18 protein-coding genes and 2 tRNA genes are annotated in these 21,353 nt (G+C 72.6%); 11 read left to right on the forward strand and 9 right to left on the reverse strand.

Features of this window, described 5'->3' with window-relative positions; all coding sequences use genetic code 11:
* The first annotated feature begins 27 nt into the window (after positions 1-27).
* The 4 genes from J2X26_RS03240 to J2X26_RS03255 all read left to right on the forward strand — a co-directional run bounded on the left by J2X26_RS03240 (position 28) and on the right by J2X26_RS03255 (position 4,069).
* Positions 28-810 carry a VOC family protein gene (locus J2X26_RS03240; protein ID WP_307489772.1) on the forward strand — a complete coding sequence of 261 codons (783 nt, stop codon included), beginning with the start codon at positions 28-30 and terminating at the stop codon, positions 808-810.
* 30 nt (positions 811-840) lie between these two features.
* The gene (trmB, locus tag J2X26_RS03245) at positions 841-1,581 is read left to right on the forward strand and encodes a tRNA (guanosine(46)-N7)-methyltransferase TrmB (protein WP_307489774.1); all 741 of its coding nucleotides are present in this window, start codon (positions 841-843) and stop codon (positions 1,579-1,581) included.
* Complete coding sequence (locus J2X26_RS03250; protein WP_307489775.1) at positions 1,578-2,384, forward strand: LysR substrate-binding domain-containing protein; 807 nt, start codon at positions 1,578-1,580, stop codon at positions 2,382-2,384. The genes trmB and J2X26_RS03250 overlap by 4 nt, the downstream gene beginning before the upstream one ends.
* A gap of 155 nt (positions 2,385-2,539) precedes the next feature.
* A complete protein-coding gene (locus tag J2X26_RS03255) occupies positions 2,540-4,069 on the forward strand; it encodes an APC family permease (protein WP_439897811.1) in 1,530 nt (509 codons plus the stop codon).
* Here J2X26_RS03255 and J2X26_RS03260 read toward each other — a convergent pair whose 3' ends face one another.
* On the reverse strand, positions 4,070-4,486 hold the full coding sequence (locus tag J2X26_RS03260; protein WP_307489777.1) for a DUF5997 family protein: 417 nt from the start codon (positions 4,484-4,486) through the stop codon (positions 4,070-4,072).
* 236 nt (positions 4,487-4,722) lie between these two features.
* Positions 4,723-7,236 carry a glycogen/starch/alpha-glucan phosphorylase gene (locus J2X26_RS03265; protein WP_439897812.1) on the reverse strand — a complete coding sequence of 838 codons (2,514 nt, stop codon included), beginning with the start codon at positions 7,234-7,236 and terminating at the stop codon, positions 4,723-4,725.
* A gap of 122 nt (positions 7,237-7,358) precedes the next feature.
* On the opposite strand from J2X26_RS03265, the gene J2X26_RS03270 reads away from it, so the two are divergent.
* Entirely contained in the window at positions 7,359-7,751 is a 393-nt protein-coding gene (locus J2X26_RS03270; RefSeq protein WP_307489781.1) for a phage holin family protein, read from the forward strand.
* Positions 7,752-7,754: 3 nt separating this feature from the next.
* On the opposite strand, the gene lysX is transcribed toward J2X26_RS03270, so the two are convergent.
* Entirely contained in the window at positions 7,755-11,126 is a 3,372-nt protein-coding gene (gene lysX, locus J2X26_RS03275; protein WP_307489782.1) for a bifunctional lysylphosphatidylglycerol synthetase/lysine--tRNA ligase LysX, read from the reverse strand.
* Positions 11,127-11,314: 188 nt separating this feature from the next.
* Positions 11,315-11,387: transfer RNA gene (locus J2X26_RS03280), tRNA-Arg, on the reverse strand.
* Positions 11,388-11,486: 99 nt separating this feature from the next.
* Between J2X26_RS03280 and J2X26_RS03285 the strand changes: the two genes are divergently transcribed.
* Positions 11,487-12,716 carry a low temperature requirement protein A gene (locus tag J2X26_RS03285; protein ID WP_307489783.1) on the forward strand — a complete coding sequence of 410 codons (1,230 nt, stop codon included), beginning with the start codon at positions 11,487-11,489 and terminating at the stop codon, positions 12,714-12,716.
* A gap of 22 nt (positions 12,717-12,738) precedes the next feature.
* Here J2X26_RS03285 and J2X26_RS03290 read toward each other — a convergent pair.
* From J2X26_RS03290 to J2X26_RS03300, 3 genes are all read right to left on the reverse strand, one after another.
* Positions 12,739-12,827 (reverse strand) — tRNA-Ser (locus J2X26_RS03290).
* A 60-nt stretch (positions 12,828-12,887) separates the two neighbouring features.
* Entirely contained in the window at positions 12,888-13,484 is a 597-nt protein-coding gene (locus tag J2X26_RS03295; RefSeq protein WP_307489785.1) for a YdeI/OmpD-associated family protein, read from the reverse strand.
* Positions 13,485-13,536: 52 nt separating this feature from the next.
* Complete coding sequence (locus tag J2X26_RS03300; protein ID WP_307489787.1) at positions 13,537-14,577, reverse strand: hypothetical protein; 1,041 nt, start codon at positions 14,575-14,577, stop codon at positions 13,537-13,539.
* A gap of 159 nt (positions 14,578-14,736) precedes the next feature.
* Between J2X26_RS03300 and J2X26_RS03305 the strand changes: the two genes are divergently transcribed.
* Genes J2X26_RS03305 through J2X26_RS03315 form a run of 3 tightly spaced genes read left to right on the forward strand, consistent with a single transcriptional unit; the run spans position 14,737 to position 17,806 of the window.
* A complete protein-coding gene (locus J2X26_RS03305; protein ID WP_307489788.1) occupies positions 14,737-15,732 on the forward strand; it encodes an acyl-CoA dehydrogenase in 996 nt (331 codons plus the stop codon).
* On the forward strand, positions 15,726-17,087 hold the full coding sequence (locus J2X26_RS03310) for a PIG-L family deacetylase (protein WP_307489790.1): 1,362 nt from the start codon (positions 15,726-15,728) through the stop codon (positions 17,085-17,087). The genes J2X26_RS03305 and J2X26_RS03310 overlap by 7 nt, the downstream gene beginning before the upstream one ends.
* Positions 17,084-17,806, forward strand: a complete 723-nt coding sequence (locus J2X26_RS03315) for a glycosyltransferase (protein ID WP_307489792.1) — start codon at positions 17,084-17,086, stop codon at positions 17,804-17,806. Before J2X26_RS03310 ends, J2X26_RS03315 begins: the two co-directional genes overlap by 4 nt.
* Here J2X26_RS03315 and J2X26_RS03320 read toward each other — a convergent pair.
* Positions 17,758-19,263: an RNB domain-containing ribonuclease gene (locus J2X26_RS03320; RefSeq protein WP_307489794.1), complete on the reverse strand. Its 1,506-nt coding sequence runs from the start codon at positions 19,261-19,263 to the stop codon at positions 17,758-17,760. The two genes, J2X26_RS03315 and J2X26_RS03320, sit on opposite strands and share 49 nt — an antisense overlap.
* A 128-nt stretch (positions 19,264-19,391) precedes the next feature.
* On the opposite strand from J2X26_RS03320, the gene J2X26_RS03325 reads away from it, so the two are divergent.
* On the forward strand, positions 19,392-20,069 hold the full coding sequence (locus J2X26_RS03325) for a phosphatase PAP2 family protein (protein ID WP_307489795.1): 678 nt from the start codon (positions 19,392-19,394) through the stop codon (positions 20,067-20,069).
* Positions 20,066-20,809, forward strand: coding sequence for a phosphatase PAP2 family protein (locus J2X26_RS03330; protein ID WP_307489797.1), 744 nt, complete (start codon positions 20,066-20,068; stop codon positions 20,807-20,809). Before J2X26_RS03325 ends, J2X26_RS03330 begins: the two co-directional genes overlap by 4 nt.
* A gap of 73 nt (positions 20,810-20,882) precedes the next feature.
* On the opposite strand, the gene J2X26_RS03335 is transcribed toward J2X26_RS03330, so the two are convergent.
* Positions 20,883-21,347: a winged helix-turn-helix transcriptional regulator gene (locus tag J2X26_RS03335; RefSeq protein ID WP_307489798.1), complete on the reverse strand. Its 465-nt coding sequence runs from the start codon at positions 21,345-21,347 to the stop codon at positions 20,883-20,885.
* Positions 21,348-21,353: the final 6 nt, after the last annotated feature.

A 21,353-nucleotide genomic window follows, 5' to 3' on the forward strand; every position in this document is an offset into this window, starting at 1 on the left:
TCCTGGTCCGGGTGTTGGGTGGTGGCTATGACCACTCGACGCGAGGCCTGGCCCCCCGGCACTCCTGCATGGGCCGACATCACCGTCCCCGACCTCGCGGTCGCCCGCGCGTTCTACGGGCCGCTGCTCGGCTGGGAGTTCGAGGTGGGCGGCCCGGAGGTCGGCTACTACACGCAGGCCTACGTCGGCGACCGACGCGTCGTGGGGCTCGGGGAGCCCATGAGCGACGACCCCGCCCCGCCGCCGGCCTGGTGCGTCTACCTCGCCACCGACGACCTCGCGGCGACCGTCGCGGCCGTCGCCGAGGCCGGCGGCACGGAGGTCGTGCCGGCGATGCCGATCATGGACTTCGGCAGCATGGCGATCGTCACCGATCCCGCCGGGGCCGTGTTCGGCGTGTGGGAGTCCGCCTCGCACACCGGCTGGGACGTCGTCGACGAGCCCGGCTCGATGGTGTGGTGCGAGGCGATGGTGCACGACCAGCCGACGGCCGTCGCGTTCTACCGGCAGGTGTTCGGGTACGGCGTCGAGGACCTCAGCGCCCCCGGCTTCACCTACGCGTCGCTGTCCCTGGACGGCCACCCCGCGGCGGGCGTCGGTGGCTACGGCGCCCAGGCGGGGTCGGACGCACCGGCCGCCTGGACGATCTACTTCGCCGTCACCGACGCGGACGCCTCAGCCGCGCGCGTCGCCGAGCTGGGCGGCACGGTCGTCAGCCCGCCGACGGACAGCGCGTTCGGGCGCATGACGATCGTGTCGGGGCCGTTCGGCGAGGTGTTCGCCCTCATCGCACCGTCAGGCGGGTCCTGACCGGTCCGGCGACGCCTAGGCTGGCGGATCGTGAGCCTCCCGTCCGACGCGTTCCGGCACGTTGCCGCGCGCCCCCACGAGCCGCTGCGCACGTTCCATCCGCGCCGCGCTCCGCTGGGCCGCGAGCGCGAGGACGCGCTGCGGTTCCTGTGGCCGCGGCTCGGCTTCTCGGTGCACGACGCGGACTCGCCGATTCCGCTCACCGCGGACGGCTCGCTGGACACGGTGAGGCTCTTCGGGCGGTCGGCGCCGGTCGTCCTCGAGATCGGCTCGGGGATGGGTGAGACGACCGCGACGATGGCCGCGGCGGACCCGTCGCGCGACTACCTGGCCGTCGAGGCCCACCTGCCGGGCGTCGCCAACCTGCTGGGACTGCTCGACCGCGCCGGCACCACGAACGTCCGGGTCGCCCACGGCGACGCGCTCGACCTGGTCCGCACCGCACTGCCCGAGGAGTCGCTCGACGCGGTGCACGTGTTCTTCCCCGACCCCTGGCCCAAGGCCCGCCACCACAAGCGCCGGCTCGTGCAGGAGACCCACGTGGCGCTGCTGCGGTCGCGGCTGCGCGTCGGCGGCACCCTGCACTGCGCGACGGACTGGGTGGACTACGCGGACGCCATGCTCGAGGCGCTCACGGGCGACCCGTTCCTGGAGAACACCGCCGACGGCTTCACCCCGCGCCCCGAGCACCGGCCGGTCACCAAGTTCGAGCAGCGCGGGCTCGACCTGGGCCACGAGGTCCACGACGTCGTGTTCCGGCGGTTCCGATGACCACCTTCCGGCTCGCCCTCGTCCCCGGCGTCAACCCCGACCGCTGGCTGCGGGTGTGGCAGCAGCGACTTCCGGACGTGCCGGTCGAGCTGGTGCACACGACCCCCGACCAGGCCGTGGAGGTCCTGCGCTCCGGTGGCGCGAACGTCGCCCTCGTTCGGCTGCCGGTGGTCGGCGACGACCTCTCGACGATCTCCCTGTACACCGAGGCCACGGTCGTCGTCGTGCCCAAGGACCACCTGGTCAGCGTCGTGGAGGAGATCGACGCCGCCGACCTCGACGACGAGACGCTCGTCGTGCCCCTCGACGACCAGCTGCACTGGACCGACCCGCCCGGCACCCCGTTCGGCGGCGACCCCGTCCCGACCACCGCCGACGCGATCGACCTCGTCGCCGCCGGCGTCGCCGTGATCGTCCTGCCGCAGTCGCTCGGCCGCCTGCACCAGCGCCGCGGGCTGACCTCGCGCATCGTGCGTGACGCCCCCGGGTCCGCCGTCGGCCTCGCCTGGATCACCGACCGTTACGACGACCTGACCGAGGAGATCATCGGCATCGTCCGCGGCCGCACCGCCACGAGCTCCCGCGGCCGCGGCGCCCCACCGCCCCCCGAGCCGACCGGCCGCGGTCGCACGCCGGCCGCGTCGGGCAAGGGCGGGTCGGCCAAGGGGACCTCGGGCACGAGCGCGTCCGGCAAGGGCTCGTCCGGGAAGAGCGCGTCGAGCAAGGGTGGGACCGGGCGGTCGTCGTCGGCCCGCTCGTCGTCGAAGAAGCCCAACCCCCGCAAGCCCCGCCCGGGCCGCTGACCCACCCTCCTTCGCGGACCCGTCGCGCGACCAAGCCCGGAGTGCCACCACGAGGTCCCGTCGCGCCACTCATGGCTGGGTCGTCGCCCGCGTCGGAGTCGGCGGGAGTACTGTCCGGTTTCGGGGCACCGCGACGACGCGAGCCGGGAGGTCCGATGAGCAGTGCCGTGACCGATGAGCCTCCCGCGCCGGCCAAAGGGCTGAGCTCCGGCAGTCTCGGCCTCTGGGGCAACACCGTCATCGGCCTCGCGTCGACAGCCCCGGCGTACTCGCTGGCCGCCACCCTCGGCTACGTGGTGCTGGCGGTCGGGGAGAAGTCGCCCGCCATGTTCCTCATCGCGTTCGTCCCGATGCTGCTGACCGCCATCGCGTACCGCGAGCTCAACTCGGTCATGCCCGACTGCGGGACCACGTTCACGTGGGGATCGAAGGCGCTCGGGCCGTGGGTCGGCTGGCTGGGCGGCTGGGGGGTCGCCGTGTCGGGGATCATCGTGCTGGCCAACGTCGCGGAGGTCGCCGCCGTCTACTTCCTGCGCGCGTTCGGTCTGGACGAGGTCGCCGAGAGCCGGATCGCCGTGCTGATCCTCGGGGTCGGGTTCATCGTCGCGATGACGTGGGTGAGCTACCGCGGGATCATCGTCAGCGAGCGGCTGCAGAACGTCCTCGTCGTGTTCCAGTTCATCGTGCTCGGCGGGCTGAGCATCCTGGCGCTCTGGAAGGTCTACGCGGGGACCGCCGGCCCGCAGGCCGTGCTGCCGGAGTGGTCGTGGTTCAGCCCGGCGGGACTGACCTCGTCGGCCATCGCCGCCGCCGTCATCCTGTGCCTGTTCATCTACTGGGGCTGGGACGCGTGCCTGGCCGTCAACGAGGAGACGAAGGACCTCGCGCGCACCCCCGGACGCGCCGCGGTGCTGGCCACCGTCATCCTCCTGGTCACCTACTGCCTGGTCGCCGTGGCCGTCCAGGCGTACGCGGGGTTCGGCACCACGGGGATCGGCCTGAACAACGAGGCCAACATCGACGACGTCGTCACCGTCCTGGGCGGCCCCATGCTCGGCCCCGTGATGGCGTTCATCCTGCTGCTGGTCATCGCGGTGTCCGCCACGGCGTCGACCCAGACCACCATCCTGCCGACCGCCCGCGGCACGCTCGCGATGGCCATCTACAAGGCCGTGCCCGGGCAGTTCGCGCGCGTGCACCCCGTGTTCAAGACGCCCTCGTTCTCGACGATCGTCATGGGCGTCACCGCCGGCGTCTTCTACGTCGTGCTCAAGCTGCTCAGCGAGGACGCCCTGTTCGACTCGATCGCGTCGCTGGGCCTCGCCGTGGCGTTCTACTACGCCGTGACCGCGTTGGCATGCGTCGTGTACTTCTGGCGGTCCATCTTCCGCAGCGCCCGCAACTTCTTCCTGCGCGGCCTGTTCCCCGTGCTCGGCTTCCTCGGGATGCTGTGGGCGTTCGGCATCTCCGCCCGCGACATGCTCGACCCCGAGTACGGGTACACGAGCTTCGGCGGCATCGGCGGCGTGTTCGTCATCGGCGTCGGCATGCTGGCGCTCGGCGTGCCGCTGATGGTGGCGTGCGCCGCCAAGATGTCGCTGCGCCCGTTCTTCCGCGGGGAGTCGCTCAACCGCGAGACACCGGTGCTGGTCCCCGACTTCGAACCGCCCCACGGGGGGCTGTGATCAGCCCTTGCCGGACGCCGCCTTGCGGTCGGCCTCGGCCTTGCGGTCCGCCTCGCGGGACTCCTGCAGACGCTCCTCCAGCCTGACCTGCGCAGCGATCTCGCGCTCGCGGACCAGCCAGTTCGGCGGCTCGGCCTGCAGCGCCTCGATCTGCTCGGTGGTCAGCGGGTCCGTGATCCCGCCGCGGGCGAGGCCGCTGATCGAGATGCGCAGCCGGCCGGCGATGACGCTGCGCGGGTGCGGCCCCTCGCGGCGCAGGTCCACGAGCCACTGCGGGGGGTTGCGCTGCAGCTCCGTGAGCTCGTCGCGCGTGATCATCCGGTTCTGGAAGTCCTCCGGAGTCGCCGGCAGGTATACGTCGAGCTTGGCGGCGGCGGTCGACGCCTTCATCTCCTGAGACTTCTTCGCGGGTGTCACGGGTCAAGGGTAGGCCCCGCCACGGGGGCGGGTCGGTGCACCCTTCCCGTGCGCCTCACCTCAGCGCCTGTTCTTGTGGTCGCGCTGACCTTCCGCTCCGCTACGGGCGGAGCGCTGGCGCGCCCCCACCTTTCCGCCGCACCTCACCTCAGCGCCTGTTCTTGTGGTCGCGCTGACCTTCCGTTCCGCTCCGGGCGGGTGCGCTGGCGCGCCCCCACCCTCCGCTGCACTCCAGGTCAGCGCTCCGGCAACACGGGGTGCGTGCCCCAGATGCGGTCGATGTAGTCGCGCATGCTGCGGTCGGAGGAGAAGAAGCCGGAGCGGGCGACGTTGAGGACCGCCGACCGGGTCCAGCCCTCGGTGTCGGCGTAGGCCTCGTCGACCCGCTCCTGGGCGTCGATGTACGCCTGGTAGTCGGCCAGCACCAGGAACCGGTCCTCGGACAGCAGGTTGGACACGATGGGCTCGAACGTCGCCCGGTCGCCGCCGGAGAACGCCCCCGACGCGATCAGGTCGAGTGCGTGCCGCAGCGAGCGGTTCTCCTCGTAGTAGGAGGTCGGGTGGTACCCGTGGTCCACGATCTCGGCGACCTCGGGCTCCAGCAGACCGAACAGGAAGAAGTTGTCGTCGCCGACGAGCTCCCGGATCTCGACGTTCGCGCCGTCGTCGGTGCCGATGGTCAGGGCACCGTTGAGCGCGAACTTCATGTTGCCGGTGCCGGACGCCTCCTTGCCGGCCAGCGAGATCTGCTCCGACAGGTCCGCCGCGGGGATCAGCTTCTCCGCGAGCGTGACGTTGTAGTTGGCGGGGAACGCCACCGTCAGCCGGCCCTGCAGCGCGGGGTCGGTGTTGATGGTCCGGCCGACTGCGTTGATCAGCCCGATCGTCTGCTTGGCCATCCGATAGCCCGGTGCCGCCTTCGCACCGAACGCGAACGTCCGCGGCGTGACGTCCTCGATCTTCACGGCGCCCGACGTGACCTGGTCGTACAGCGTGACGACGTGCAGGAGCTTGAGGGTCTGCCGCTTGTACTCGTGCAGCCGCTTGACCATGACGTCGAGCATCGTGTCGGGGTCGACGGTGATGCCGTCACGCTCCGCCAGCACGTCGACCAGCCGGAGCTTGTTCGCGCGCTTGACCTGGCGGAACGCCTCCCGGAAGCCGGCGTCGTCGGCCAGCGGCTCCAGCTCCTTGAGCCGGTCCAGGTCGGTGACCCAGCCGTCGCCGATCGCTGAGGTGATCAGCTCCGACAGCCCCGGGTTGGCCAGCCGCACGAACCGTCGCGGGGTGACGCCGTTGGTGACGTTGGTGAACTTGTCCGGGAAGTGGTCGGAGAAGTCGTGCAGGACCTTGTCCTTGAGCAGCTGCGAGTGCAGGGCGGCCACGCCGTTGACCTTCGAGCCGGCGACGGTCGCCAGGTAGGCCATCCGGACCGCGCGCTCGGGGTACTCGGCGATGATCGACATGCGGCGCACGCGGAGCTCGTCGTCGGGGTAGGCCTCGCGCAGCTCGGCCATGAAGTCCTCGTTGATCCGATAGATGATCTCGAGGTGGCGCGGCAGCAGCTTGCCGAGCAGCTCGACCGACCAGACCTCGAGGGCCTCGGGCAGCAGCGTGTGGCACGTGTACGCGAAGCACTTCTGGGTGATGGCCCAGGCCTCGTCCCACTCCCAGCCGCGCTCGTCGACGAGGATCCGCATGAGCTCGGGGATCGCGATCACGGGGTGGGTGTCGTTGAGCTGGAAGATGATGCGCTCGGGCAGGTTGTGCAGGTCGAAGTCCGAGGGCAGCACCTGGTCGAGGAAGTCCCGCAGCGAGCACGCGACGAAGAAGTACTGCTGCTGGAGGCGCAGCTCCTTGCCCTGCGGCGTGGAGTCCTCCGGGTAGAGGACCTTGGAGATGTTCTCCGCGAACGTCTGCGCGCGGACGGCCTGCGCGTAGTCGCCGGCGTTGAAGATCTCCAGGTCGAACGCACGCGTCGCGCGCGCGCTCCACAGCCGCAGGGTGTTCACGCGGCCGTTCTCGAAGCCCGGGACCATGTAGTTGTACGGGACGCCGAGGACGCTCCAGCCCGGCACCCAGCGGGACCGGGTGACGCCGTCGTCGTCGTAGTGCTCGGTGTGCCCGCCGAAGTCGACGGTGACGGCCGACTCCGGGTGCGGGAACTCCCACGGCGACCCGAGCGCCAGCCAGTTGTCGGGCTTCTCCACCTGCCAGCCGTCGACGAACGTCTGGCGGAAGATCCCGTACTCGTAGCGGATCCCGTAGCCGATGCAGGGCACGTTCATCGTGGCGAGCGAGTCGATGAAGCACGCCGCGAGCCGGCCGAGGCCACCGTTGCCGAGACCGGGCTCGACCTCCGCCTCGCGCAGCTCCGCCAGGTCGATGCCGAGGGACGCCAGACCCTCCTCGACGACCTCGTCCAGGTCCGCGGCGAGCAGGGCGTTGTCCAGCTGCCGGCCCAGCAGGAACTCCGCCGACAGGTACGCGACGGACTTCGCCTGGATCTGGTACTGCCGGCGCAGCGTGGCCAGCCACCGGACCATGAGGAAGTGCCGCACCGTGCGCGCCATGGCGAGGTACTTGTCGTTCACCGAGGCGCGCGTCAGGTCGGTGCCCTGCCCGAAGTTGAGCTCCCGGAGGAACTCCCTGACGAAGCCGTCAACGGTGTGCTCGGGGGTGGCGATGGGGGTCGTGTTGTCCGTCACCCTCGCCACGGTAGCGGGCGTCCCGGACCTGAGCGCCGTCATGCGATCACTCGTAACAAACGGACTGGTCACACCCTGGCGGCGCGTGCGGCCAGTCCCTACTGTGAGCCTCAAGGGCCGGGAGCAGTCCTGCGACCGCCACCGACGAAGGAGCGCGTGCGCGCATGGTCGTCTTCCTCATCCGGGCGTTCATCTTCCTGGCCTCGGCGGCCCTGGGCCTCTGGATCGCGTCTCTCATCGTCGACGGGTTCACCATCACGGCCTCCGGGTTCCTCGTCGCCGTCATCGTGTTCGCCGTCCTGCAGAGCATCCTGACGCCGTGGTTCCTGGTCATGTCGCGCAAGTACGCGAACGCGCTCACGGGTGCCGTGGGTCTCGTCTCCACGGTCGCCGCGCTGTTCGTCGCGACGCTCGTCGGTGACGGCCTGACCATCAGCGGCACCAGCGCGTGGGTCTTCGGCTCGCTCACGGTCTGGATCGTGACGATGCTCGGGACGCTGATCCTCCCGCTGATCCTCCTGCGCAACCGCGTGGAGAAGAAGAACGCCGCCGTCTGACGCTCACCCGCGGGTGGGCCGGACCAGCGGGAACAGGATCGTGTCGCGGATGCCCAGGCCGGTGAGGTTCATGACGAGCCGGTCGACACCGAGGCCCATCCCACCGGTCGGCGGCATCGCGTACTCCAAGGCGGTGAGGAAGTCCTCGTCCACCTGCATCGCCTCCGGGTTGCCCGCGGCGGCGAGCAGCGACTGCGCGACGAGGCGGCGGCGCTGCTCGAGCGGGTCGACCAGCTCCGAGTAGGCGGTGCCCTGCTCGGACGCGAAGATGACGAGGTCCCACTTCTCGGCCAGCCGCGGGTCGACGCGGTGCTGCCGCGTCAGCGGCGAGTTCTCCTTGGGGAAGTCCGTGTAGAAGACCGGCGTCGTCGTGGTGCTCTCGCAGAGCTCGCCGTAGATCTCCTCGAGCACGACCGCCCAGCTGGCGCCGGGCTCCAGCTCGAGCCCGATGGCGTCGGCGTGCCGGTTGAGCACCTCGACGGGCGTGTCCGCCGTGATCTCCTCACCGAGCTTCTCGGAGACGGCCTGGCAGACGGTCTTGACCGGCCACGAGCCCGACAGGTCGTACTCGGTCACCTTGCCGTCCGCGTCCGCACGTCGCGCGACCGGTGAGCCGTAGACGGCGGTCGCAGCCTCCTGGATCAGCTCCTGGGTGGTGATCCGCATCGTGTCGTAGTCGCCGTAGGTCTCGTACATCTCGAGCGACGTGAACTCCGGGTTGTGCTTGAAGTCGACGCCCTCGTTGCGGAACTGCCGCCCGATCTCGAACACCTTCTCCATGCCGCCGACGACCAGCCGCTTGAGGTGCAGCTCCGTGGCGATGCGCAGGTAGAGGTCCATGTCGTAGGCGTTGATGTGCGTCTCGAACGGTCGGGCGTTGGCGCCGCCGTGGATGAGCTGGAGCATCGGCGTCTCCACCTCGGTGAACCCGCGGGCGTGCAGGGAGTCGCGGACGCTGCGCACGATCGTCGCGCGCGTGTAGGCGATGTCCCGCGCGGCCGGCCGGACGATCAGGTCGACGTAGCGGGCGCGGACGCGGGCCTCGGGGTCGGTGAGGCCCTTGTGCTTGTCGGGCAGCGGACGCAGCGACTTGCTCGTGATCTGCAGCGACTTCGCCCGCACGGAGAGCTCACCGCGCTTCGTCGTCACCACCTCGCCCGTGACGCCGAGGTGGTCGCCGAGGTCGACGTCGTGGCGCCACAGCTCGAGGTCGGCGTCGCTCACGACGTCAGCGCCCACCATCACCTGGAGGTCGCCGCTGCCGTCCCGCAGCGTCCCGAACCCGAGCTTGCCGCCGTCCCGCTGACGGATGAGCCGCCCCACCACGGAGACCTGCCGTCCGGTCGCCGTGTCCGGCGGGAGGTCGCCGGCCTCCGCGCGGACGGCCGCGAGGGTGTGGGTCCGCGGGTAGGTGACCGGGTACGGGTCGATGCCGCGGGCGCGCAGCCGGTCCGCCTTCTCACGACGGACCCGCTGCTGCTCGGGCAGCCGGTGCGCGGACATCGCCTCCTCGACCGCATCCCGCGCCGCCGGGATCTGCGCCTCGACCGCCGCTGTGTACTCGTCGTACTCGCCCCCCGAGCGGTCCAGCGCGTCGGTCGTGCGTCCGCGACGGTTCAGCAGCTTCAGCGACGGACGCGTGAGGAACCCCTCGGCGCTGCCCGCCGCGGTGCCGACGCGCGGCAGGTCGGAGGTGTACTCGAAGCAGATGAACCGCGGCTGCCACTCCGGCTGGTACTTGGCGTTCGAGCGGTAGAGCGACTCCAGCTGCCAGTTCCGGCTGGCCAGCACCAGCGACTGCCGCCACAGGCGTGCGATGGGGCCGGCGCCGACCTCAGCGCCGCGCTCGAACGCCTCGCGGAACATCGCGAAGTTCAAGGACACCCGACCGGCACCGAACGCGGTCGCCCGCTCCGCCAGCGACGCGACCATGAGCTCGACCAGCCCGTTGTCCGCGGTGGGGTCCCGGCGCATGAGGTCGAGCGAGACGCCCGTGCGGCCCCACGGGACGAAGCTGAGGAACGCGCGCAGCTGCCCGTCGCCGTCGTGCGCCTCGACCAGCACGCAGTCGGCGTCCAGCTGGTCGCCCAGCCGCCCGAGCGCCATCGAGAAGCCCCGCTCGTCGCCGCCGTCGCCCCGCCACTGCGCCGCCGCCGCGTCGAGCGCCGCGAACTGCGCCGCGTCGAGCGACCCGTGCTTGGACACCCGCGTCGTGTACCCCTTGCGCTGGAGGCGCGTCACCGACTGCCGCACCGCCTTCATGCCGGGACCGGTGAGCGAGAACGTCCGCATGTCGAGGATCGCCTCGTCGCCGATCTCCCACGCCGTCAGCCCCGCGTCGGTGTAGGCCAGCGCTCCCGCGGTCCCCGCGCCCATGACCGCGAGCGACCAGCCGTTCAGCCGGGCCTGCCGGCGCCACTCCTCGATCGCGGCCGGCCAGTGCAGCGGGTCCCCGACGGGGTTGCCGCTGGCCAGGCTCACGGACCCGACCACCCGGTACGACACCCCGGCCCGCGCGGTCGCCGCGTCCCCCGTCTCCCACACGACCGCCTTGTCCCGACGGGTGGCGAAGTAGCCCAGCGAGTCCTCCGACCCGAACTCCCGCAGCAGCGTGCGGACCCGCGCCTCGTCGGCCGCGTCGAGCGTCCGCGTGTACGTCGGCGATCGGAACAGCAGGATCGTGGCGCCGATGACGGTGGCCGCGCCGATGAGGTTGATGACGATGCGGACCCAGAGCGGTGCCGTCGCGTCGCTCGCGTTGTCGGCCTCACCCAGGTCGCCGACCATGTTGTCCCACACGAAGAACGCCGCGGAGCCGCTGTCCGGGGCGTCGCCGAACCGGCTCACGAGCCACGTCCCGACGACCAGCAGCACCGCCCCGCCGGCGAGGAAGAACACCAGCGCGCGCCAGAAGCTCCCCCGCACCGTCCGGGCGCTGAACTGCGGCCGAGCGCGGACGGCGATCACCAACCCCGCGGTGACCAGCACCAGTCCCACCAGGTTGAGCGGCGACCCACCGTCGGCGAGGTCCACGATCCGGCCCACCTGCGGCAGCAGCAGCCACCAGATGACCAGCACCCACCACGCCGCACGGAGCCGGCGGTGCAGGGCGACCGCGATGCAGGCCAGCAGGGCCGCGTAGACGATGTTGGGGATGATCGGGATCGTCAGCATCGAGACGACGTCGTCGTCCTGCGCGAAGTAGTGCCGGAGCGACGGGATCGCGGCCGAGACCAGCACCAGGGCGCTCGCGAGGAACATGACCGCCGCGAACCGGTCCGGCCACCGGTCGTCCAGCCGCGCAGGCTGGCCGACGGTCGGCCGCCGGTCAGGGACGTCCGGGGCCGCCTCGGTGCTCGTCGCGACGTCGGTCATGTGGCCCTCGTTCCTCGAGCCGGCCTGCGCCGCGCGCTCGTCGTCCCCACCGTGCCGGGCGCCCCCAGCAGCAACGGAGGACGTTTCTGGAACATAACGGGCTCGCGCGCCGCGCCGCCATGGGCCCGCCGGGGCGACTGCCGGGAATGACGAAGGCGCGGTGCTCGTGAGCACCGCGCCTCCTGATGTGCGCCCGAAGGGACTCGAACCCCCAACCTTCTGATCCGTAGTCAGATGCTCTATCCATTGAGCTACGGGCGCATGGCCCCGCAGGGCCGGAGACGACGATACAGGCCAGGAGCCCGGTCGCCCAAACCGTGGGCACGTGAGCCGTCACACGCTCGTGGCAGGATCGCGCCCATGTCGACGACCACGAACCGGATCGGCACGGGCGGTGGGCGCTGGGGCATGCGGGCGGACGTGCTGCGGCACGGCGACGGCCACGACAGCAGCCGGGTCGGGTACGTCGAGCTGTTCTTCGACCTGGTGTTCGTGTTCGCGGTCACGCAGCTCTCGCACAGCCTCATCGCGCACCCCGACCTGACCACGCTGGTGCACACCCTGATCCTGGGCTGGGCGGTGTGGTGGCTGTGGATCGACACCACGTGGGTGACCAACTGGCTCGACCCGGACAAGGTGCCGGTCCGCACGATGCTGCTGGTCCTCATGGGGCTGGGCCTGCTGATGTCGAGCGCGATCCCGGAGGCGTTCGAGGGCAAGGCGTTGCTGTTCGCGGTCCCGTTCGTGGTGATCCAGGTCGGGCGCACGCTCTTCACGGTCTGGGCGATGGGCCGGCACTGGCCGGAGAACGCCCAGAACTTCGTGCGGATCACGATCTGGCTGAGCGCGTCCGGGGCTCTGTGGATCGGCGGTGCGCTCGCCGACGAGCAGACGCGGCTGGTGCTCTGGGTCGCCGCGGCGCTGCTCGACGTGGCCGGGCCGCGCGCGCTGTTCTGGGTGCCGGGGATGGGGCCGACGAACCCGCACACCTGGTCGGTGCGCGGGTCGCACATGGCCGAGCGGGTGTCTCTCTTCCTCATCATCAGCCTGGGCGAGTCGATCATCGTGACCGGCACCGCGTTCGCGGAGCTCGAGGTCGACGGGGTGACCGTGCTGGCGTTCCTTGCCGCGTTCGCCAGCACGGTGCTCATGTGGCTGCTGTTCTTCGACCGGTCCGAGCAGTCCGCCACCGCGTACTTCTCGTCGCAGCCCAACCCGGGGATGGTCGCGCAGACCGCCTACACGTACGTCCCGTTCCTGCTGATCGTCGGCATCGTGCTGACGGCGGTGGCCGACGAGGTGGTCCTGCTGCACCCCCTCGGCCACACCGACACGTGGACCGCGGGGCTCATCTGCGGCGCGGCGGCCGTCTACCTGCTGGGGAACGCGTTCTTCCGACGGGCGACCGGGGGCCGGTGGTCGGTCGCGCACCTGGTCGGCGTCGTCGCGGTGCTGGCCGTGTTCCTCGTGCGGGACGCCCTCACGCCGCTGGCCCTGAACTGGGTGTCCAACGGGGTGCTGCTGGCGGTCATCGTCGGTGACGTCGTCCTGGGCCGGCGGGAGCGGGTACAGCAACAGCCCGAACCCTGAGGGGTGCGGGCTGTTCTGAGAGCGGAGACGGTGGGATTTGAACCCACGGAAGGCTTACGCCTTCACGACCTTAGCAGGGTCGCGCACTAGACCGGGCTATGCGACGTCTCCAGGACCAGCACAGGGTACCCGTGCGGGTGGCCCACCACCAAAGCGGCCCCTGACCTGCTCCTACGCCTTGGGTACCCATTGGTTGGCGCGCACGTTCTGCGCCGCGAGCCGCGCCGACTCCTCCAGCCGCGCGGCTCGCGTCGCGTCGCGCTTGGCGTGCACGATCCAGTCGAGGATGGCGCGACGGGCCGACGGCGGGAACGCGTCGAAGTTCTGCCGCGACCCCGGGTGACGCTCGAACGCCGCCGCCAGGTCGTCGGGGACGACGAGGTTCTCGACGTCGTCCAGCAGGGTCCAGGAGCCGTCGGCCTTGGCCGCGTCGATCATCGCGCGGCCGGCCGGCGTGATCCGGCCCTCGGCCTCGAGCCGCACGACCCGCTCCTTGTTGGTCCGCGCCCAGCCGCTGCCCGACTTGCGTCGGGTGAACCACAGCATCGAGCGCTCGTCGTCCAGCTTCCGGCCCGACGAGTCGATCCAGCCGACGCAGAGAGCCTCCTCGACGGACCGCACGTAGCCCACCGACGGCCGGCCGGTCGTCGACTTCCACGACACCAGCCACGCGCCGGACTCGGTCGCGTGGTTGGCCAGGAGCCAGTCGCGCCACTCCTCGGCCGTCTCCGCGTGCACCCGCGGGGCGTCGTCCCTGCTGCCTGCCATGCGTCCTCCTCGTCGCCGCTCCCCATCCTTGCCGAGACCACCGACGGACGGGTCAGCCGTCGGAGGACGCCGTCGCCTCCCGGGCGGCCGCCGCGGCCTCGCGTGCCCGCTCCGCGCGGCCCAGCTCGCGCTCCGCCGTCGCCAGCTCGCGCTCGTCGGCACGCAGGGTCTGCTGCGCGGTGCCGACCTCCTTGTCCGCGACCGTGGCGGCCTTCCCGGCGGCGGCGAGCCGACGGCGGGCCTCCGCGAGCGCGCGGACCAGGTCGTCCTCCTCCTCGTGTGCGCGCGCGGCGGCCGCCTCGGTCCGCTCGACCTCGGCGGCGCTCTCGTCGCGGGCCGCGACTGCTGCGTCGTGACGACGCCTCGCCTCGGTCGCCGCGCGTTCCGCCTGCTCCCACGCGGCCTGGGCCTCGTCGCGCGCCCGCTGCTCGCGCTCCTCGCGGCGGCGCCGACGATCGCGCTCCGCGGCCGACTCCCCGGTCTCCTTCGTCGGCTCCGCCCTCTCCGACTCCCCCACGAGCCGGAGCTTCCCGCGGGCCGGGGTCGCCGTGACCGGCTTCTCCTTCGGCGGGGGCGGCGGCTTCGGCGGAGGGGGCGCGGTGCCGTCGGACGAGTCCGCGCTGCCGAACCCCGCGTACTCGCGCGCGGCGGTCAGCCGGCCGGAGACCACCTCGCGGGCGACGGCCGGGTCGGCCAGGGCGGCGGTGAGCGTGGCGTCGAGCTCCTGCACGACGGCGTCGCCGACCTTCTGCCCGGTCGGCTGCGCGAGCTTGCGGGCCCGGGCCACCAGCGAGCGGACCAGCTGCCGGCGCTGCTTCGACAGCTCGCGCAGGGCGGGGCCGTCGAGGGACTTCTCGGCGTCGCGAAGCCCTTCGCCCAGGGCGACGATCTGGCCTGCGAGGTCGGCGTCGTCGCGCACCAGGAGGTTGACCAGCCAGGCGGAGACGGTGGGCTTGCGCAGCTCACCGATGGCCTCGGCCAGCTCACGGTCCTTGTCCGCGCGAGCGGCCTTGACCGCGGCGGCTCGCCGGGAGACGAACTCGGCGGGCGGTCCGGAGTAGAGGTCGTCGACGACCTCGTCGAGCTCGCTCATCGGATCGGTCCGGCGCTCGGGTGCACGCTCCGACCCTGCCACGCGGGAGTGCGTCCGCGCACGGGTGTCGTCCCAGGTCGCGCGTCAGGCGAGTGGCGGTGATGATCTGGGACGACGGATCGAGCAACGGTCCGAGGCGCGGCCCCCGGAGAGACGACGATGGTCGACGACGCCGTGCGCCTGCTGCCGTTCCGCACGGGCGGACCGCCCCTCGACGTCCCACGGACGGTCGACGACGCACTGCGCACCGCCTGGCCGGAGCACCTGGTCCCCGGCGAGGGCGCGACCCGCGAGCTCTGGGAGCTGCTGGCCACCCTCGGAGCCACTGATCTCGGCGTCGCGCGCGCGGTGGAGCCGCACCTGGATGCCCGCGCGATCCTCACGCAGGCGGGCGTGCCCGACCGCGACGACCGCACCTGGGGCGTGTACGCCGCCGAGGGTCCCGGCGTGCGGCTCGACGCGGTCGACGCCGGCGACGGCTGGCGGCTCGGCGGGACCAAGCCGTGGTGCTCGCTGGCCGGCGTGCTGGACGCCGCCCTGGTCACCGCCCACCTGGCCGGCGGTGGCCGCGCGCTGTTCGCCGTCGACCTCCACGATCCGGGGGTCCGGCTGCTCGACCAGGAGTGGGCGTCGCGCGGGCTGACCGAGATCCCCAGCACGGCGGTCGCGTTCGACGACGTCGTCGCGACGCCGGTCGGCGCGCCCGGCTGGTATCTGGAGCGTCCGGGGTTCTGGTGGGGCGGGATCGGGGTGGCGGCCTGCTGGTTCGGGGGCGCGGTCGGGATCGGTCGACGCGTGCATGCCGAGGCGGCTCAGCGCGACGACCCGCTGCTCGCGATGCATCTCGGCGCGGTCGACCACCGGCTCGAGGACGCGCGACGGGCGCTCGCCGAGGCTGCCTGGCTGGTCGACGCGCACGACGTCGACGCCGCGCAGGGGCGCCTCCTGGCCAAGCGGGTCCGGGCGACCGTCGCGGGCGTCTGCGAGGACGTCCTGACACACGCCGCGCACGCCCTGGGTCCCGCTCCGCTGGCGCTCGAGCCGGAGCACGCCAAGCGCGTCGCCGACCTGCAGGTCTACGTGCGCCAGCAGCACGCCGAGCGCGACGACGTCTCGCTGGGGCACGCGCTCGCGTCGGCGGCGCCGCCGTGGTGACGTTCGACGGTCGCGCACCGGGCACCCCGGCCGAGGCGTGGTCCGCCGACCCGCGCTTCCGTGACCTGCCCGCGCTCGCGCTGCGCCGGACGGGACGGACCGTCGTGGTCGCCGCGCATCCCGACGACGAGACCCTGGGGGTCGGCGGCATCCTGGCGGAGCTGGCGGACGCCGGGTGCCCGGCCGAGGTCGTGATCGTCTCGGACGGCAGCGCGTCGCACCCGGGGTCCCCGACGCTGGACCCGGACGCCCTGGCGGGACGCCGGTGGGCGGAGGTGGTCGACGCCGTGCACGTCGTGTCGCCGGCCTCACCGATCACGATGCTGGGGCACCCGGACGGTGGTCTGCGCGAGGTGCGCGACGCGATCGATGCCGATCTGCGGGCGCTCCTGAACGACGGTCCCCCGGTCGACCAGCTCATCGCGACGTGGCGGGGCGACGGCCACCGGGACCACCGGATCGTGGGCGAGGTGTGCGCGGCGCTGGCCGCCGAGCTCTGCTGCACGTTCCTGGAGTACCCGATCTGGCTGTGGCACTGGGCAACCCCCGACGACCCCCGGGTGCCGTGGGACCGGCTCCGTGTGGTGGAGCTGGCGGACCGATCGGTGGTCCGCAAGCACCGGGCGGTCGCCGCGCACACCACCCAGGTCGCGCCGTTGTCGTCGGACCCGACGGATGCGCCGACGCTGCACCCGGCGTTCCTGCGGACGTTCGACCGGGACGTCGAGATCGTCGTCTCCCAGGAGCCTGCACGCCCCACGCTCGCAGGCGAGTTCTTCGACGCCACGTACGACCGGCACGACGACCCTTGGGGGTACACCGACCGCTGGTACGAGGAGCGCAAGCGGGCACTGACGCTCGCCGCACTCCCGGACGACCGTTACCGGGACGTCCTGGAGGTCGGGTGCGGGATCGGCGTGCTGACCGCGGAGCTGGCGCAGCGCGCGGACCACCTGCTCGCGGTCGACGTGTCCGCGGCCGCGGTCGAGCGCGCCCGCAAGCGCGTGGTCGACCTGCCGCAGGTGCACGTGCAGGTCGCCGACGTGGCCGACGCGGTGCCTGCGGGCTCGTTCGACCTCGTCGTCCTCTCGGAGGTCGGCTACTACGTCGACCGCCCGACGCTCGACCGGGTGCTCGCCGACCTGCGTGCCCGCCTCGCCCCCGGCGGCACCCTCCTGGTCTGCCACTGGCACCACCCCGTCGACGCGTACCCGCTGACCGGCGACGAGGTGCACCGCCGGCTGCGCCGGACCACCGACCTCACGCTGCTGGCGGAGCACCGCGAGAAGGACCTGCTGCTCGACGTGTATGGCGACGACCCGCGATCGGTGGCGCAGCGGACGGGTCTGGCATGAGACCCCGGATCGCTCATGTCGTGGTCGTCGTGCCGGCTCGCGACGAGGAGGCCCTGGTCGGCCGGTGCCTCGCCGCGCTGCAGGCATCCCGGCAGGCGGCACGGGCGGTGCTGCCCCACCTGACGGTGGACCTCGTGCTCGTGCTCGACCGGTGCACCGACGGCACACGCTCCGTCGCGCTCGGTCACCTCGACGTGCGGCTCGTCGACCTTGACGAGGGCCGCGTCGGCGCTGCTCGTGCCGCGGGCGTGCGCGACGCGCTCGACCGCGCGACCACCGACCCCGACCGCACATGGCTGGCCAGCACCGACGCCGACTCCGCGGTCCCCGAACGCTGGATCCTGGAGCACGTGCGGCTCGCCGACGCGGGTGCCGACGTGCTGGTCGGCACGGTGCGGCCCGACCCGGCCGACCTCACCCCGACCCAGCTGGCCGGCTGGCGCGCGACCCGGGTCCCGGGCCGACCCAACGGGCACGTGCACGGCGCCAACCTCGGCGTGCGTGCCGACGCCTACCTGCGCGCGGGCGGCTTCCCCGGCCGGCCTGCCCACGAGGACGTCGACCTGGTGGCCGCTCTCGTCGCGTCGGGCGCCCGGGTCGTCGCGACGGACGAGTGCGATGTCGTCACCTCGGGGCGCCTGGTCGGCCGGGCACCCGCGGGGTACGCGGACTACCTGCGCTCGAGGTTCGGGGCCGACGACGAGGCCGAGTCGGCCTGAGCCAGCTCGAACAGCACCTTGCGCTGCGCCACGGATGCCTCGGTGAGGCGGACCTGGACGTCCTCGCCCAGCGGAAGGGACGCCCCCTCGATGCGTCCGCGGACGGCCGGGTCGCGCAGCTGCACGACACCGGTGTCGCGGTCGGCGCGGACGTCGACGATCGCGCCGTCGAACACCTCGCCCTCCCGCCCGGTCAGCAGCGCCGCCTCGACCAGGTCCAGGCTGCCGCGCTCGAACTCGGCGGCGTGCTTGTCCCCCGACGCCATGAGTCCCGGCAGCTCGGGCAGCGCGTCGCGGACCCAGTCCGGGACCGGCCGGTCGGCGCACAGGGCGAGGCACGTCTCGCCGACGAAGCGGTCCACCAGCCGCCGCAGCGGGGCCGTCGTGTGGGCGTAGGGCGCCGCGATGGCGGCGTGCATGGTGAAGCTCGGCACCTCACCGTCGAACGCCACGTAGGCGGCACCGCGCAGCAGCGAGGTCGCGTCGGTGAGCAGGGCCGCGTGCGCCGGGTTGCCCGCGTCGAGGTCGCGGATGATGTCGCCCGGGGTCGCGCCCGCCGGCCACGGCACACCCAGCGCGTGCGCGGAGAGGCGTAGCCGCTCGACATCACGCGGGTCCGCGTCGGGCAGCGTCCGCACGATGCCGATGCGGCCGTCGAGCATGAGGCGTGCCGCGCACATGCCGGTGAGCAGCGAGATCTGCGCGTTCCACTCCTCGACCGGCAGGGTGGCGCGGCTGCCCAGGGTCCACACGCCGTCGGCCCCCTGCTCGACCACCTGCTCCGGCGTGGGCAGCGTGATGCCGCCACGGGCTCGTTCGGCAGCCTCCCGGAGGATGCCCACCTCCCGCAGCAGCTGCAGCGTCTCGTCCGCGGTGCCGTCGTCGAGGGCCGCCTGCGCACCGACGTACGTCAGCTGTGCACGGCTCTGTACAGAGGCGCGGCGCACGTCGACGTCGACCGGCGCCCCCTCCGCGTCGAGGTCGATCGTCCAGAGCAGAGCCGGCGTCACCTGGTCGGGCAGCAGGCTCGCGACGCCCTCCGACAGGAGCGGCGGGTGCAGCGGCGTGCGGCCGTCCGGGGCGTAGAGCGTCTCGACGCGGTCGCGCGCCTCGTCGTCGAGAGCGCCGCCCGGCGACACCCACGCGGCGACGTCGGCGATCGCGTACCGCACCCGGAACCCGCCGTCGCGGCGCTCGATGTGGACGGCCTGGTCCAGGTCCTTCGAGCCCTCGGGGTCGATGGTGACGAACGGGATGTCGGTGGCGTCGGACCGCTCACCGTCGGGCGCACCGGCCGCCGCCGCCTCCGCCTCGGCGATCACGTGCGCCGGGAACTCCGCCGGCACGCCCAGCTCGACGCGCAGGTCGTCGAGACCGCGCCGCACGAGCACGTCGACGGCCTCCCCCTGCGCCTCCTGCGGCGGGCGGGCGTGCAGCTGGACATGGCGTCGGGGCACGCCGTGAGCCTAGGCGGGCGTCGGAGCGAGCGCCCGCCAGAGCCCGCGCGCCGCGCCCGACGGGTGACGTCCACCACCCGACGACCGCCCAACGAGCCGAGTACGCCGCGGTCTCCTAGCCTGCGGGGATGCCTCATCCCCCGGTGCGTCGCCGTGCCCTCCTGCGGGCGGTCGCCTTCGGTGCGGGAGTGTCGGTACCCGTCGTCGTCCTCGCCTACCTCGTCCGCGCGGAGGCGCCCGGGCTGTCGCGGCTCGACGAGCAGACGGTCGTGGTCGCGACCTCGTTCACCCGCGAGCACCCCGGGCTCCTGCACGTGCTCGCTGTGTGGCAGGAGCTGCTCAGGCCGATCTGGGTCAACCTGGCCGTGGGGCTGGTCTGCCTGCGGCTCTGGCGGCGGCACGGTCTGCCGACCCGCGCGCTGTGGGCGTTCCTCACGGTCATGCTCGCGTGGGCGCTGCAGGTTGGCGCGAAAGGTCTCGTGGGACGGGCGCGGCCGGTGGTGGAGGACGCGCTCGAGCACGCTCCGGGGTCGAGCTTCCCCTCCGGCCACGCGATGAACACCGCCGCCGCGGCCCTGACGACCACGCTGCTCCTCTGGCCGCTGCTCGGACCTCGCGGCCGGGTCGTCGTCCCGGTCGTCGCCGGCACCGTCACCGTGGTCACCGCCGCGGACCGGGTCCTTCTCGGCGTGCACCACCCCTCCGACGTGGTCGCGGGCGTGCTGCTCGGCACCGCGATCGTCGGCGCCTCCGCGATCGGCTACCAGGGCTGGCGACCGCGGCCCTCCACCCAAGGAGCCTCATGACCCTGCTCGTCGGCGAGACGAAGTTCCACGGCACCGTCCACACGTTCGTGCACCGCTACGAGCTCGACACGTCCGCCCCCACGTTCGGGTCGGCGTGCCGTGACCTCGCGAGGCGGGCCCTCTTCCCAGCCGCGCTCTGGTGGCTGGTGATGGTGGGGATCGGGCTCCTGATCGTCGGGCCGCTGGGTGACCTGCCGGCCGAGACCGGCGTCGACCGGTGGTTCGAGGCGCGCCGCACCGCGGGGCTCAACACCCTCACCCTGGTGCTGTCCGACTTCGGGCAGACCCAGTTCGCCATCGCGGTGTGCGTGCTGGTGGTCGCGCTGCTCTGGTGGCGGACCAGGCAGTGGTGGCTGGCGGTTGTGCCGGCGATCGCGCTCGGGATGCAGGCGGTCCTCTTCTTCACGTCGTCGCTGCTCGTCGGCCGGGAACGCCCGCCCGTGGGCCTGCTGGACGACTCACCGCCGACCACGGCGTTCCCGAGCGGGCACACCAGCGCCTCGGCTGCGCTCTACGTGTCGCTCGCCCTGCTGTGCCAGCGGATCACCCGGCCGTGGCTGCGCTGGGGGCTGACGCTGGCCTGCCTCCTGGTCCCCTTCGCGGTCGCCACGGCGCGCCTCTACCGGGGGATGCACCACCCCACGGACGTGGCCGTCGGCCTGGTGAACGGTGTCGTGTGCGCGCTGCTCGCGTGGTGGTACCTCCGCCGGGACATCGAGCTCGCTCCCGGCAGGCCGTGAGCCGGACGAGCAAGGAAATCTTCGTCACGAGCGCCGGGCACGCGTCCGCGCTGCTGCGAGCAGGTGTCCGTAGCTAGAAGCGCTCGGCTCCCGGTCCCCGCACGAGCCCCACGTCGCGCGCCGGCACCTCGCGCCCGTCGTCGGTGAGGAACGCCATCCGCACCGACGCCCCCGTGGCCGCCTCGACCGGGAGCGCAGCGGGACCGAAGCCCGTGGGCCGGTGCTCGTCGCCCCAGTCGCGGATCGCGACCAGGACCGGTGCGAGATCGCGGCCCGCGTCCGTCAGCACATACTCCTCGCGCTCGCGCTCCCCGGCCTCGCGGTAGGCGCGGCGCTCGAGGATGCCGTTCTCGACCAGCGCGTTCAGGCGGTCGGCGAGCACGTCCGGCGCGATCCCGAGACGCTCGCGGAACTCCGCGAATCGGGTCCGACCCTTGAAGGCCTCGCGGACGATCAGCAGGGTCCACTTCTGGCCCAGGATCTCGAGGCCGCGCGCGATCGAGCAGCGGCTGTCGACGGCGGTGAGCGAGCGGGTCACGACGCC

This window comes from Cellulomonas humilata (genome assembly GCF_030814415.1).
GTDB lineage: Bacteria > Actinomycetota > Actinomycetes > Actinomycetales > Cellulomonadaceae > Cellulomonas > Cellulomonas humilata_A.

Bases quoted from the DNA above. Each gene is read 5' to 3' on its own strand.
- J2X26_RS03265 (WP_439897812.1), bottom strand. From the start codon at position 7,236: ATGACGGCGCTCAGGTCCGGGACGCCCGCTACCGTGGCGAGGGTGACG.
- J2X26_RS03325 (WP_307489795.1), top strand. From the start codon at position 19,392: ATGCCTCATCCCCCGGTGCGTCGCCGTGCCCTCCTGCGGGCGGTCGCC.
- lysX (WP_307489782.1), bottom strand. From the start codon at position 11,126: ATGACCGACGTCGCGACGAGCACCGAGGCGGCCCCGGACGTCCCTGAC.
- J2X26_RS03270 (WP_307489781.1), top strand. From the start codon at position 7,359: ATGGTCGTCTTCCTCATCCGGGCGTTCATCTTCCTGGCCTCGGCGGCC.
- J2X26_RS03285 (WP_307489783.1), top strand. From the start codon at position 11,487: ATGTCGACGACCACGAACCGGATCGGCACGGGCGGTGGGCGCTGGGGC.
- J2X26_RS03295 (WP_307489785.1), bottom strand. From the start codon at position 13,484: ATGGCAGGCAGCAGGGACGACGCCCCGCGGGTGCACGCGGAGACGGCC.
- J2X26_RS03315 (WP_307489792.1), top strand. From the start codon at position 17,084: ATGAGACCCCGGATCGCTCATGTCGTGGTCGTCGTGCCGGCTCGCGAC.
- J2X26_RS03330 (WP_307489797.1), top strand. From the start codon at position 20,066: ATGACCCTGCTCGTCGGCGAGACGAAGTTCCACGGCACCGTCCACACG.
- J2X26_RS03300 (WP_307489787.1), bottom strand. From the start codon at position 14,577: ATGAGCGAGCTCGACGAGGTCGTCGACGACCTCTACTCCGGACCGCCC.
- J2X26_RS03240 (WP_307489772.1), top strand. From the start codon at position 28: ATGACCACTCGACGCGAGGCCTGGCCCCCCGGCACTCCTGCATGGGCC.
- J2X26_RS03305 (WP_307489788.1), top strand. From the start codon at position 14,737: ATGGTCGACGACGCCGTGCGCCTGCTGCCGTTCCGCACGGGCGGACCG.
- J2X26_RS03255 (WP_439897811.1), top strand. From the start codon at position 2,540: ATGAGCAGTGCCGTGACCGATGAGCCTCCCGCGCCGGCCAAAGGGCTG.
- J2X26_RS03250 (WP_307489775.1), top strand. From the start codon at position 1,578: ATGACCACCTTCCGGCTCGCCCTCGTCCCCGGCGTCAACCCCGACCGC.